This is a genomic window from Streptomyces sclerotialus, from assembly GCF_040907265.1.
In the GTDB taxonomy this organism is placed as follows: domain Bacteria; phylum Actinomycetota; class Actinomycetes; order Streptomycetales; family Streptomycetaceae; genus Streptomyces; species Streptomyces sclerotialus.
The window spans coordinates 36,379-49,640 of record NZ_JBFOHP010000002.1 but is presented as its reverse complement, the minus strand read 5'-3'; the positions used below and the strand labels follow the sequence as shown (position 1 = coordinate 49,640).

Sequence of the window (13,262 nt, the reverse complement as noted above, 5' to 3'; positions counted from 1 at the left end):
CGAAGCCCGCCGAACCGGGTCTCGCCGAGCCGAGCCGAGCCGGGCCTCGCCGAACCGAGCCTCGCCGAACTGAGCCCCACCGGCGAACGCATCATGCTCACTGCGGGCAGCATGCCGACAAGCGTGCCGTGCCCGGGAGAGGAGGCGGCCGGGCTGGAACACGGGCCCCCCGTTGGCTGCCCCGTGCCTGGCACGCGCGCGCCGATAACAGGCCCGTGGCCTTCGCCCGGAGCTCGTCGACGGCAGCCGTGCAGCTCGCGCAGAAGCGGGTTCGGCAGCGCCACCGCGAACAGGCCGCCACCACCGTCGGCATCATCACCATCGAAACGCGCGCCCGCTTCGGCAACACCGCTCCCTCGGCACGACCGACGACGGCCGGTTCCGGCGGCTGACCGTCCCCCGTGCGGAGACCTGGGGCGACCGAAATAACCTCACAGGTGACGGGACGGCAGGCTCCGCCTCTATGACCGGCCTCTGCTTGGTTGCCGTATTTGTCTTGAGTGCGGCGTTCGAGTGGATCAGTGTGCCCTCGCGACTGGGACGGAAGGGGATGCGGAAGTACCCCTGCGTACCCGCCAACGGGGCGGGTGGAACCCGGGAGGAATCGTGCGTACTCGTACCGCACTCGCCGCGGCCGTCCTGACCGCGCTGTCTACCGCATCACTGCTGGTCAGCGCTGGCGCAGCCGCCGCTGCCCCTACAGACGACCGTCCCAAATACGTGCTGACCATGGCCAACATGCTGGAGGGCGAGCACACTCCGCCTTGCTACCGGGACCTCTGGGCCACTCCGGCTGCGACTATCTGCTCCTGACTTCCTGTTCGCCGACCGGGTCTCATCCCGCGGCCCGTTGGACAGAATGCCTTGAAGGATGCCGGATGAGGCTATGGGATGTGCATGCCTGCCCGGGCCCCCGGTGACGTTCTGCGGCGGCTGGCAGAACTGACAGAATCCGAGTCGTCCCGACGGGTGAGGAAAAGCTTCTGAGCCGGGCGGGAATTGCCTACACCTTTGGGCGCCGTGGATGACCGCTGTCTACGGCGCCCAAAGGCATCCGGTACGGCAGGGCTGACACGGCGTGTGGTGCGCAGGACAGTGCCGGTACGTGACGGGAGGACGCCGAGAGCAACGGCGCACTCACCGAAGCAGAGCGCGCCAGCCTCGGCGGAATGCTCATCGAAATCCCCGGCGACGACCAGGACCAGGGCGGCGACCACGAGTGAGTGGGGCGGCGACGACGAGTGAGTGGGGCGACGCACGCTTCGGCCGGCGCCTGCAGCAGCGCACCTACCAACCAGGCCGCATGCGCGCCCTCACCCTCACCCCCGGCCCGCCGCGCGCCGCGCACTTGGACCCCGACGTGCCTCGCGCGGTGGTCCGCTGGTACGGGAGCGCTGGAAGCTGGTCGCCATCGTCACCGACCTGGCCACCGCCCAGGACCTGACGCGCCCGGCCACGCCCGGCCCGGAGCCGTGGTAGCCAAGGTGGCGGTCCCCTTCTTGGCCCGAGCCGCGGCCGTGTACTCCCGAGCACGCCCTCGCCGGGCCGTCGGCCCCGGCCCCGGCCCCGGCTCCGGTGGCCGCCGAGCAGCTCCTCGCGCGGATCCTCGCTGACCACCGCCCCGTCCGTGCATGGGAATGGGAGGGGCCTTCGTCATGTTCGGCCACTGTGAGCCAGACCCGTCCGACCTGCGGGTGCGAGTGGGCGAGCTCGTTGCAGTCAGAAGCTGCTGGAGCCGGCGCAGTGGGCGCGTGGATGTGTTAGGGAATGGCGAAGCTGAGACCCGCAGTGACGGCCGATTCTCCGGGGCCGATGGTCAGAAGGTTACCCAGCTGGCAGTCCGGCCCGTTGTAGACGAAGACCGCCATGTCGGTGTCGTTGTTGATGCGGGAAAGGGCCTCGGTAACCCCGAGGGTGTAGCAGTCACTGGGATTCACGTGAGGCGTCTTCTCACCGGTGAGCAAATTTTCCACGGTCAGTGTTCCGGTGGCCGCGTACGCAGAACTCGGCACGGCGAGGGCCAGAACCCCCGCCATGGCGAGCGTGCCCAGGGTGGCGGCTATGTGTCGTCGTCGCTGCATGTGAATTCCTTTGTCCAAGGTGGGCGATGCGTTCCGACGGGACCTTGCACCTGCTGAGTGATCGGCAATCCAGCGCGGGGGACGATCAGCCGCGTGAGTGAACCGTTCCCGGACAGGCTGGTTTCGCCCCTGCCGATGGCTCACCGAAGCGGCGAACCCTTTCTTGGTCCCTGCCGCGGCCGCGTACCGTGCCAACGAAACCGCCTGGACAACCACCTGCCTGAGCGCAACTCCGAGCATGCCCTGACTCGCCGTCGGTTCCGGCCCCGGCGGCCGCCGCGCAGCTGCTCGCGCGAAGCCGCGGCGACCGCCGCGCCGACCGCTGGGCGCCGGCCTTCGAGCGCGACTGGGCAGGGGCACCGGAGGACTCCCGGCACAGCCACAGCCCGGCCCGCTGTACGACGCCGTCCGCCGCGCATGGACAGATCCGCCTCGACACCGCGCCGACCGTGGACTTCTTCCTCGACTCCGGCAGGGACGACTCCGACTTCCGCGTCCTGGACGACGTCCTCGGGCCCCGCTTGTGAGCGATGCGGCATGGGCGGTCCGGCTGTTCGCGAAGGTCGGCCAGGACATCCGGGAGCTGCCCGACCACGGGCAGGACACGGCCCCGGACATCCTCGACAACGCCACTCGCGCCCCTGGGCCTGGCCGGGCTGTGAAGAGAGAGGAGAGGTGTCGGTGGCTGATCCCAGGGCCCGCGGCGTGCCCGAGTTCGGTTACGTCAATCGTGCTCTACGGGCCGCCGGGGCCCAGGCGGTGGCTTCGGTGTCGGTCAGGTGCAACGCCTGCTTCGCCAGTGCGGTGCCGACCTGGACGACATGGACGTGGCCCGGGTGCGAGCCGCCTTCGAGGACGCGGCCGGCCGTCGGAGCGAGCCGGCGCCAGATGTCGGCAGTGACTGACCCGCACCAGGAACAGGAAAGCGAACTGTTCGCGTACCCCCGGGCCGAAGGCCGGCGGCAGTGGGCCGGCCGTCCAGAGGAACACGGCTTCGTGCCTGACCGTCCTCGGACAGGATCCGCGCCACGACGCCCCCCGCGAGGGGCCTCATCGAGGCGGCGCCCCGGCGAGGATCTTCATCGAGGCGGCGCTCCGGCGAGGATCTTCATCGAGGCGGCGCTCCGGCGAGGGACCTCATCGGGGCGCCTGCGTGGCGTGACGCCAGTTCGGCGGTGCCTTGGACCGGTATCGCGGTCCGGCAGTCATCATTCGGCGATCGGGACGGCATGGCCTGTGACGCGCATCCGGGCGTCGTGTGGGGACACCTCGACCCTCAGTTCGCTGGGGCGTCCCATGTCCTCACCCTGACGGATAGTGATCGCACCAGCTGCGGGCGCCAGGCCGAGCGTGCGCAGGTAGCCTCCGAACGCGGCTGCCGCTGCTCCGGTGGCGGGGTCCTCGGTGACGCCGCCGACAGGGAACGGGTCCCGCGCGTGGAACCGGTCATCGCTCTCGCGCCAGACCAGGTGCACCGTCGTCCAGCCGTAGGTCTCCATGACACCGGTGAGGGCTGCGAAGTCGTAGTTCAGGTCGGCCAGCCGGGCCCGGGAGCCGGCCGCGAGAACCAGGTGTTCATTGCCGGCAAAGGCAACGTGCGGCGGCAGCGCCGGGTCGAGGTCGGCTGCGTCCCACCTCAGGGCTGACAGCGCGGCGCCCACTTCGGCGGCCGACGCCGGACGGGACCGGGTGGGGACGCTGGTGAGCGTCGCCCGCACAGCACCCTGGCCATCGGCCACGGTCTCCACGCCGATCTCGCCGGCCGGGGTGTCGAAGACCAGGTCACCGGGGCCTATGCGGCCGGCGAGAGCCACCGCCGCGGCAACGGTGGCGTGGCCGCAGAAGGCGACCTCGGCGAGGGGGCTGAAGTAGCGCAGTGTGAACCGGCGGCGCTGCTCGTCCCGGGAGGTGAGGAAGGCGGTCTCGGAGTATCCGACCTCGGCGGCGATCGCCAGCATCTGTTCCTCGTCCAGTGGCGCGGCATCGAGGACGACGCCGGCCGGGTTTCCGCCGCCGGGATGGGAGGTGAACGCGGCGTAGCGCAGGACAGTGACAGTCGTTGAGGAAGTCATGCCTTCATGCTCCTGCCCACGCCACATTATTACCAACGATAGTTACTCATGAGATCGATCGGCTAACGTAATGACTTGTTAGCATCCGGGCATGGACACCCGGCTGCTGCAGACCTTCACCGCACTCGCGAGGGCGGGGAGCTTCACCGGTGCCGCCGCTGAACTGCAGCTCGCGCAGTCCACGGTCACCGTGCAGATCAAAGCCCTTGAGAAGACGCTGGGCACCCGGCTCTTCGACCGACTCGCCAGAGGCGCACTGCTCACAGACGCCGGCCGACGGATGCTCACCCTGGCCGAAGAAGTCCTGGAGGCCGAGTCACGCTTGCTAGCGGCCGCCACCGAAGACGGCCCGGTCACCGGAACGGTGAGGGTGGGCGCCGGCGAGACCCTGTGCTCGGCCCACCTGCCGACCGTGATCGCCGCGCTACGCAGCCACCACCCGGAGATCGAGGTACACCTGCAGCCGTGCAGCACCGCCTCTGCCATAGAAGGGCTGCGAGCAGGGGGACTGGACTGCGCTCTGCTGCTGGAGGAGGAGATCGACCACCCGGAGATCACGGCTGAGCGCATCGCCGACCAGCCCCTCGTCCTGCTGTGCGCCCCCAGCCATCCCCTCGCCGGCCGCGAAAAGCCCGCTACCTGGCAGGAACTGGCGCGGGAGAACTTCTTCCTCCACGAGCAAGGCTGCTCCTACAGCGACTGGCTCGCTCAACGTCTGCTGGCCGTCGCCGGCGCCCAGCCCCGGCTGACGCGATTCGGCGGCATCGAAGCGACCCGCTCCTGTGTGGCAGCCGGACTGGGCCTGACCATTCTCCCGCGCGCCAACGTCACCGAATCGCTGCGCGATGGCCGACTCGCCGCAGTACCCGGCCCCTCCCTGCCCGATGTCTCCATCCATCTGGCACGTCACCGCCGCCGCCACCCCTCCCGCGCGGCGCGCACCGTCGCAGCCCAAGTCGTACGCCACTTCCACAGGTAACTGAGCGCGACGCTCATCGTGCGAGAAAGCCCGGCTCGCCATCAACCGCACTATTCGCGATCGCTTCCAAAGCCCCATGGCGGAGACAATGTGGTGCGGCGCAGCCTGGGCTTCCTGGGCTTCCTGGGCTCCCTGAACTTCACCGGGGCTGCCTCCGGCGGCGGAGACTTCCAGGGCGCGCGGTTCTCCGGCGGCCACGGTCACCACAACACCAGAGGCATACCGTTCACTGCGGTGACCTGTTGCCGCCGAGCTGTCACCGCGCCAGCCGGGCAAGTCCACGGCCGTTCGCCCGGACATGAGCGCCGCGCTGTCGCTGTGAGCGGCGGAACGCACGCACGGCCTCAACCATGGACGGAAGCGCGCAAGTTCGCGAGCGCTACGGAATCCGCATGTACAAGGCCGGCTTCGCCAGCTGGTCCACATGTGGATACCGCTCAGCCGCCTTCGCGCCGTGCTCATCTCATCGCTTCTGGTCGGACGTTACGCCGCATCAGTGCGGCTCTGGCTCACAGGCTTCGGGGGGGCACAGCCGGGGTCGCGGTAAGTCGAGGAACGGTGAGCGTGTTGTTCGAGCGTAGGGGTCAGCTGAGTCCAAAGCCCGGCTTCGAGGCTTGTGGTTGCCGCACCGTCTGCTCGCACATGCCTCACTAGGTGTCGGTAGCACCGCGAATGTGGGTTCTCAGCGTCGCCAGGTACTCGGCGGCCGGTTCGGCTTCAGCAGCTCCGATGCGCTGATAGATCGAAACTGCCTCCTGCAAGTCGGCCAGCGCGGGTTCATGGCCGCCGTGACCGACTTGGCATCGGGCCGCGCCTTCCAGTGCCCGTGCTGTTTGCAAAGGGTTGCGTACTTGGCGCGCGAGCCGCAGCGCCTGCCGGTACACATCGAGCGCTTCAAGGGCCCCGGCCGTCTCGGCCCGCAGCGCACCCATGTGGAGGAGTACTTCGCCCTGTTCATGGAGGTTGCCGAGCTCCTGGGACAGAGCCAGGGCTTCTTCCAGTAGTCGGGTTGCCGTTGAGTGGTCACCGGCCAGCTGCCGTACGTGGCCCAGGTTCCCCAGAGCGTGCGCCTCGCCTCGGCGATCGCCGAGATCGCGGAGCTGCGCCACAGCCTGCTCCAGCAACTGGGCTGCCGCGGACGGGTCACCCGCCAGAGCACGTATGTGGCCCAGGTTGCAGAGGGCATACGCTTCGCCGATCCGGCTGCCGAGGTCGCGGGTCAGCGCAAGGGCCTGTTCCTCCAGCTCGGCCGCCAACGGCAGATCGCCGACCAGCGCCTGTGCATGGCCTAGTTCCAGGATGACGACGGCCTCGCCGAGGCGGTCCCCGACGTCGCCGAACAGTGTGAGGGATTCCTCCAGCAGCCGGAAGGTCGCCCTGAGCTCACCCGTTCGCTGCCGCATCAACCCCAGCAACAGACGCCCGTATGCCTCGCCCTGGCGGTCCTTGAGCTCACCGAAGGTGGTCAGCGCGCGCCCCAGCAGTGGGAACGCCCCTGACATATCCCCAGCCTCGTACCGGACGATACTCAGCAGAAACAGGACGTACGCCTCGCCTTGCGCATCATTCGCCTCACGGAACAGCGTCAACGCGCGCGCCAGCGCCTCTTCCACCGCCAGCCTGTCTCCCATCAGATACGTCATAACGCTCAGCTGCCACATCGCCATGGCCTCGTCGTGACGGTTGCCGGTCCGGTTGGCGGCGTCCGCGGCAGCCTGGTGCAGTTTCACGGCCTGCGGCCACAGTCCCTCCAAGTAGAGGAAGGCAGCGAAGCCGGCAGTGAGACGGATGACGTGGCGGTCCTGTCCATGAAGGACGGCGTGCTCAACGCAGGCCAGCACGTTGGGGAGCTCCTGACGCATCCAGTCAAGGGCCCTTTCGCGCGTGGTCAGGTCTGGCATGGCGGCCAGGGGGCGGAAGGGGGGCGGAACCCAAAAGCGTGCCATACGTACGAAATGGCGGTCCGCGGTCTCCGCGGCATGTTCGTAGTAGTTCAGGAGTCGCTCGGTGGCCTGTTCGCGGTCTTCGGCTCGGTCGTGCCTGGCTTGGTCGAGGGCATAGGTGCGTAGTAGGTGGTGGAGGCGGTAGCGGCCGGGGGCGGGTTCATCGAGAAGGTGGTCGGTGTAGAGGGCTTCTAACTCGTGGCGGGCCTGAGACACAGAGAGACCGGTGAGGGCGGCGGTGGCGTGGGCATCGGTTTCCGGGCCGGGAAGCAGGCCCAAAGCGCGGAAGACGCGTTGGCGGCCGGCCGGCAGGTCGCGGTAGGACATGTCGAAGGCTGCGGCGGCTGTACGGTCGCCTGCGCCGAGATCGGCCAGCCGGTGTCTGGTGGCGGCGAAGTCGGCGGCGAACTGCTCGATGGTCCAAGTGGGGTGATGGGCGAGACGCCCGGCGAGCAGGACGACGGCAAGCGGCAAGCAGCCGCACCACGTCACGATGTCGCTGACCGCCCGTTGCTCGAGGGCGGTGGGGGAGCGGTGCGCGAGTCGGGTGAAAAGGGAGACGGCCTCGGCGTCGGATAGGACGTCCAACGGCAGGAAGTCCGCGTCGTCCAGGGCGATGAGACGGCGCCGACTGGTGATCAGCGTCAGGCAATGAGAGGTGCCAGGCAACAGAGGTTCAATCTGCGCATGGTCGGCTGCGTCGTCCAGGACGAGCAGCGCCCGCTTGTCGGCGAGCCGGTCGCGCCACAGCGCGGCGCGGCCCTCCAGCGACGGCGGAATGCGACCGGGGGCGATGCCGAGGGCGGTAAGCAGTGTGGTGAGGACATCGGCGGGATCGGCGGCAGACTGGCCGGAGGTATGGGCCTTGAGGGCGACGAAGAACTGGCCGTCGGGGAAGCGGTCGGCCAGCAGGTGGGCGGCCCGGGTGACCAAGGCGGTCTTCCCTACGCCCGGCATGCCGCTGATCGTATGGACGGCTGCCACGTGGTTCGGTCCGGCAGCATCCAGCAGCTGCCTCAGTTCGATGTCGCGGCCGGTGAAGGCGGCTGTATCCCGCGGCAAGCACTGCCGGGCCGTCGGTGGTGACGGGGCAGGCGCGAGATAGGTGATCCGAAACAGGTCACGGCCGGCCTGCTGCACCTCACCGCTGCCTTGGGCCCGCGCATCCTGTCGCAGGCTCGTAGGTCGGAGGTCGTCCTCGCCGTTCATCGCCGTGGCTCCTGGACCGGCACGTCATGCCTGCGCCGGCCGCATCCCAGAAATCCGCGCGGTGAGTGGGCCGACGACTGTTGCACCGAGAAGGCGAAGTGACGCCGCGTCTTCCGGCGGCGGTTGCGCCCACCGGTGCAGTTGGCTCGCCACGCGCTTTCCCGAAGTGTGTTGCGGTGCCATCAGTATGGCGCGCTGAGCCAGGTCGTGGCAGAGGCCGAGACGCATGGACGAATCTGGGTAGTGATCAGTTTGAACGGGCCGCCGAACACGACATGGCCCCTACCACGGGGCAGGGTCCGAGCGTCACACAACGGGTCAGGTGAGAGCGGTTCCCTGGAGACCGCACCGCCGTCCAGCTGGAGCTTCACCGCACTCGTGCCGAGAGTCGAACGCTGTGGTCCGCGCTTCCGTGGTCGGAGTCATCGTCAAGCGCCGCGGATTGGTTGAGGTGGCTCGGCCGCACCCGTCTCCATGAAGGGGAACCAGGTCCGAGTTCCCGGGACCGGTGTCGCTCACCACAGGGCGTATGTTCAGCGCGGGCGGGGGAACCAACGACACGCCGAATGGCCCCCTGGTTCAGCCCGAGGCGGTGGCCGAGACCAGTGCCGACGTCTCTCCGAACGGGCGAAGGCTGGATGGGTGAACGGGGATGAGCAGCCGCTGCGCGGCCGGGGCTGCGGCCACGACCACAACGCCCCGCCTCGGGCCCGGCCCGCTGCCGCACCGGACGTACGCGGCGCTCATGGGCCGGCCGCTGGACGGGCTACTGCTGGACACCGCAGGCTAGCCTGCCGGCCCGGGCGTGAGCTGCCGCTTCTGCCACTCCGGCGACACCCTGACCACCGCCTTCGAAGCCGCGTCAGCCTGGTCCGGTCACTGGGACGGACGAGTCCAGGGCGCACCAAAGGCGGCGGCCCAGCAGCGTAGGCGGAAGGTACACCCCTTCCCGGACCCTGGAGGTCCTGTGCAACGTCAACGTCTCGTGTCCTTCGCCGTCGCGGCCGTGACCGCGGTCGGCGTGGCTCTCACTGCCGCGCCCGGCGCGTCCGCCGATCCCTACGACAATCCCGTCGACTCCCTCCAGTGCATCACTGGGGGCGGACATCTCGTGTCCAGCAACACCTACACCCGTGAGACTCTCTGCAAAGGCGGCATCTACAACGGAGCGAGCGTCATCCCGTTCCCGATGGGCGCTGCTCATATGGCGGAATGACCCCTGGTCACGCCTTCGGTCACCCGGTCACCCGGCCGGGCGGCCGAAGACGTACCGGAGGGCGGAAGGCTCCGGTTGAGAGACGCACCGCGGTCCCGCAGACCGAGCAGGGTGTGGTGCGCGGGGCAGACATTCGCGGACGATAGGGGCAGCTCACCGGCCACGGAGGCGCGCGGGGTCGGGATCCAGCAGATGCAGGTCAGGAGGGGAGGTACCGGGAGGCTCGTAGGTGGACCCGATGGCCTGCGGGAAGCGCAGAACGCGGGCGGGGTCGACCCGTCGTTTGACGGCGACCAGCCGGTCGTAGTGCGGGCCGTGGTACGCCGTGCGCCAGCCCGTCAGCAGCGGATCGTGCTGGTTGACGTAGGCGCCGGTGCCGTGGGGCCGCAGCGCCTCGCCGAAGTCGTACGCCCAGGTCACGTTCGCCCGCGCGGCGGTCTCGTCCCGCCAGATGGACTTCAGCTCGTAGACGGAACCGCTGCTGCGGTGCGGGTAGGCGCCTGCGACCGGGGCTCTCGCCATCCGGCCCCCGGTGTGGACCCAGAGCAAGAAGGACTCCGGTGAGGGGGACCGGGGCATGAAGTCGCAGACAGTGTCCACGAAGTCCGGGGTGAAGGCCCGGGCCGGCAGGACGCCGGAGCGGATGTAGGCGAGCCGGTGCGCGACGGCGGACGCGGCCCCCACCCGGGCCTCCCAGTCGTGCAGGGGCGCCGTCGCCGACCATGCCTGGAGTGGTCCGGCGGTCAGCAAAGGGCGCAGCAGCTCGGTGGCCTCCTCGCGGACGCCGTCGTGAATCACCGTGATCGTCATGGCCCACAGCCGCCGGGTGCGTTCGCGGGTATCTCGCCGGTTGCTGATGTGGAGGTACGCCGCCAGTGTGTCGGGCAGTGCTGCGGTCCACTCGCCGTACAAGGGCAGGATGTCCGGTGCCCGCTGCAACGGAAAGACGATCTGGCCGCCGAACATGCGTTCCGTTCGTGGTCGGTGCAGACGCAGTTCCATGGCGGTGACGACGCCGAAGTTGCCTCCCCCGCCACCGCGGCAGGCCCAGAACAGCTCTCGGTCGGCCGGGCTGATGGAGTGCTCTTCGACACGAGTGCGGGCCCCGTCCGCCAGGACCAGTTCGATCGCGGTGACATTGTCACTGCCGAGGCCGTGTGCGCGGGAGGCGAAGCTCAAGCCGCCGCCCAGCAGCGCGCCCGCCACCCCCACCTGCGGGCTGCTGCAGCCGACCGCAATGAGCCGCTGACGGTCGCCCCTCAGGTGAGGGTGGATGTCCTGCCAGCGGGCCCCGCCGCCGACCCGGACGGTCTGCCGGTCGGCGTCCAGCCGTACGCCCCGCATGGACGACATGTCCAGGACGACGCCGGTTCTGTTGAGGCAGTACCCGGCGGTGCTGTGGCCACCGCCCCGTACGGTCAGCGGCAGTCCCTCGTCCCGCGCGTACCGCAGGGCCGTCCCGATGTCCTCGGCCGACTCGGGGCGGACGGTACAGGCGGGGGTGAGCCGCACTCGGCCGTTGTCGACTCCGGGAACGTTGTCCCGGCCGAGCACCCGGCCGGGCAGCGCGCGGCGCAGGGCGTCCAGGAACGGCGGGCCCGTCATCGTGGGCTGTTCGTCCGGTCGAGAACCTTCCGCAACACCCGGGCCAGCCGCACCTCGTCACCGACGGCCCAGAAGTGGGTGAAGTACAAGGAGGGCCTGATGTCCAGGAAGTGATTGTGCATGCTGACCACGGTGATACGAGCGGCACGCAGGGCCCGGAGGACGGGCTGCACCTCTTGCTCCCGTACGGCGATGTCCCCGTTGGCCAGTGCCCGGCCGCCCGGCAGGGGCTGGAAGCGCAGTGAACTCGCCGGGCCCGGGACGGGAGGCAGCACCCTGCGGTGGTGGGCGAAGGTGTCGCGACGCGGGGGTTCCAGTACGTAGGTACCGAAAAGGGAGGAACCCTTGTATCCCAGGGCGGTGTTGATACCTGCCGTGTCCAGGCCGGTCACCGGCCGCCCGGCGGGCGTCGGGGCCAGGGGAGTGCCGGTGGCGCGCAGGACGGACATGAATCTCCGGGCGAGTGACCCGGCACCGCCCATGCCGTCGAAGTGCAGCCACCACAGGGCGGGCCGGGACGAGAGCAGGTGCTTGTGGATGCCGTGCTGGGCGAAATCACCAGCCTGGATGGCATCGATCACCGGCTCCAACTCCTGCTCGGTCACCACCAGATCACCCATCATCATCACCTGGCCGTCGGCGTACACGGTGAAGGCGGCGAAGTTGGTGAGGTCCGTGCCGAGGGCCAGTTGTACGCCTAGGGTGGTGACGGAGAGGTCGCTGCGAGGAAAGAAGACCCGGTAGGTGAGGTTGTCCGGCGTGATCTTTCCCGGCCGGCCGAGGAGGTTTCCCACCTCGTCCCAGTCGGCGGACGAGGTGGGTACCGGACGACCGGTGTCCGGCCCCGGCGCGTGGTGCCCCGGCACGGCCTGCGGCTGCCCCACGTGCCCGCGTGCGGCCTCCGGAACCCGGTCGTGCCAAGCGGTCGCGCTCACCGCGGCGAGGGACAGGACGAACGCCAGCAGCAGCCCGCCCCAGCGGATGCCGGCCCTCATCGTCATCGCCCGGCCGATCGGACCGCTGCCGGACGAGGACCGACCCGGATGACACCGGCATTCCTGTCCTGAACGGCCATCTTCAGGTACCAGATCCACCCGAAGGGCACCAGTACCAGCCCGTTGACCACCGCGTAGAGGGGATAGAACAGCAACGTCCAGTCCAGGTGACGCCGGTCGCACACCGCCAGCATGCCCGCGTACACCAGGTACACGGACAGCAGCGGCCAGCTGAACGCCACGACGGAGTTCCACCGCCACGGGGTCAGCGCGATGGTGATCCCCAGGCCGTACAGCAGCACGCCCGGATGCCGGAGCAGCACGAAGGCGTTCACGCCCAGTACCCGGAACTCGCCGCCCGCCCACGCAAGCCGCTGGCGCAGCCAAGGGCCCAGCTCGTCCGGTACGGTGGTCAGCACCTCGGTGCGCAGATGCGTGGAGGTGTAGCCCAGCGCGTCACCCAGCAGGCCCATCTCCACGTCGTTGCCCTGGAAGAACAACGAGTGCCGCTCCATGATGGCGAGGTGTGCCTCGGTACGCGCGATGTGGCAGGCCCCGGAGACCATCCACGGGTGGGTCATCCGACGTCGCATGGCCAGTCGGTATTCGTGTCTCTGCAACCGCAGCAGCAGTCCGGGCGTACCGGTCGGGACCAACCGTACCGAAGCGAAGTCCCGGCCACTGTCCCGGAAAGCGCCCATCAGCAGCTCCAGCGGCTCCTTGGTCACGGTGTCCGCATCGATGCAGACCTCGTACGGGGCTCGCACGATGCGCAGGGCCTCCCTGATCAGACAGTCCCGCACCGTCCCGGACACCCGGCGACGCCCGCCCGTCACCCGCCCGGCATCCCGGACCTCCTGGCGCATCACCCGGAAGCCGTGCGCACGAGCCACCGACATCAGACCGGTGTAGAACTCGTCCGTCTCGGAGTCGGTGGTGCACAGCAGCACGCGACTGCCGTAGGGGCGCAGGAACTCGACGTTCTCCAGGTACGAGATGCTTCCGTAGATCGGCACCAGGACCTCGAAGTCCTGGCAGGGCCGCGTCCACGGCCCGATGTCGACGAGGCGCTCCCGGTCGGCGAACAGTGGCGTCAGCAGATCGATGGCCGCCACCGCAGCGGGGAGCACCACCATGGCGATCAGCAGGGCGGCCGGCACGA

The 13,262-nt window shown here is 69.2% G+C and carries 11 protein-coding genes; 5 read left to right on the top strand and 6 right to left on the bottom strand.

Features of this window, described 5'->3' with window-relative positions; translation table 11 throughout:
• Positions 1-215: 215 nt before the first annotated feature.
• Together AAC944_RS00305 and AAC944_RS00300 are read left to right on the top strand one after the other, a co-directional pair.
• Positions 216-392 (top strand): hypothetical protein, encoded by a 177-nt coding sequence (locus AAC944_RS00305; protein WP_438272774.1) that lies wholly within the window; start codon positions 216-218, stop codon positions 390-392.
• Positions 393-1,078: 686 nt separating this feature from the next.
• A complete protein-coding gene (locus AAC944_RS00300) occupies positions 1,079-1,444 on the top strand; it encodes a DUF6087 family protein (protein ID WP_368396725.1) in 366 nt (121 codons plus the stop codon).
• Between the two features lie 316 nt (positions 1,445-1,760).
• Here the strand turns inward: AAC944_RS00300 and AAC944_RS00295 are convergent, their stop codons facing one another.
• Both AAC944_RS00295 and AAC944_RS00290 read right to left on the bottom strand, forming a co-directional pair.
• On the bottom strand, positions 1,761-2,081 hold the full coding sequence (locus tag AAC944_RS00295; RefSeq protein WP_030622707.1) for a hypothetical protein: 321 nt from the start codon (positions 2,079-2,081) through the stop codon (positions 1,761-1,763).
• Between the two features lie 1,208 nt (positions 2,082-3,289).
• Entirely contained in the window at positions 3,290-4,153 is an 864-nt protein-coding gene (locus AAC944_RS00290; protein WP_030622705.1) for a PhzF family phenazine biosynthesis isomerase, read from the bottom strand.
• 91 nt (positions 4,154-4,244) lie between these two features.
• On the opposite strand from AAC944_RS00290, the gene AAC944_RS00285 reads away from it, so the two are divergent.
• Complete coding sequence (locus AAC944_RS00285) at positions 4,245-5,132, top strand: LysR family transcriptional regulator (protein WP_030622703.1); 888 nt, start codon at positions 4,245-4,247, stop codon at positions 5,130-5,132.
• A 650-nt stretch (positions 5,133-5,782) separates the two neighbouring features.
• On the opposite strand, the gene AAC944_RS00280 is transcribed toward AAC944_RS00285, so the two are convergent.
• The gene (locus AAC944_RS00280) at positions 5,783-8,284 is read right to left on the bottom strand and encodes an ATP-binding protein (RefSeq protein WP_051872311.1); all 2,502 of its coding nucleotides are present in this window, start codon (positions 8,282-8,284) and stop codon (positions 5,783-5,785) included.
• Positions 8,285-8,936: 652 nt separating this feature from the next.
• Between AAC944_RS00280 and AAC944_RS00275 the strand changes: the two genes are divergently transcribed.
• Together AAC944_RS00275 and AAC944_RS00270 are read left to right on the top strand one after the other, a co-directional pair.
• Complete coding sequence (locus AAC944_RS00275; protein WP_196943311.1) at positions 8,937-9,074, top strand: hypothetical protein; 138 nt, start codon at positions 8,937-8,939, stop codon at positions 9,072-9,074.
• Between the two features lie 177 nt (positions 9,075-9,251).
• Positions 9,252-9,500 (top strand): hypothetical protein, encoded by a 249-nt coding sequence (locus AAC944_RS00270; protein WP_196943299.1) that lies wholly within the window; start codon positions 9,252-9,254, stop codon positions 9,498-9,500.
• Between the two features lie 153 nt (positions 9,501-9,653).
• Here AAC944_RS00270 and AAC944_RS00265 read toward each other — a convergent pair whose 3' ends face one another.
• The 3 genes from AAC944_RS00265 to AAC944_RS00255 are packed head-to-tail and all read right to left on the bottom strand — an operon-like array spanning position 9,654 to position 13,260.
• Positions 9,654-11,105: an FAD-binding oxidoreductase gene (locus AAC944_RS00265; protein WP_030622696.1), complete on the bottom strand. Its 1,452-nt coding sequence runs from the start codon at positions 11,103-11,105 to the stop codon at positions 9,654-9,656.
• On the bottom strand, positions 11,102-12,106 hold the full coding sequence (locus AAC944_RS00260; protein WP_078888911.1) for an LppY/LpqO family protein: 1,005 nt from the start codon (positions 12,104-12,106) through the stop codon (positions 11,102-11,104). The genes AAC944_RS00265 and AAC944_RS00260 overlap by 4 nt, the downstream gene beginning before the upstream one ends.
• A complete protein-coding gene (locus AAC944_RS00255) occupies positions 12,103-13,260 on the bottom strand; it encodes a glycosyltransferase family 2 protein (RefSeq protein ID WP_051872309.1) in 1,158 nt (385 codons plus the stop codon). Before AAC944_RS00255 ends, AAC944_RS00260 begins: the two co-directional genes overlap by 4 nt.
• Between the last annotated feature and the right edge of the window lie 2 nt (positions 13,261-13,262).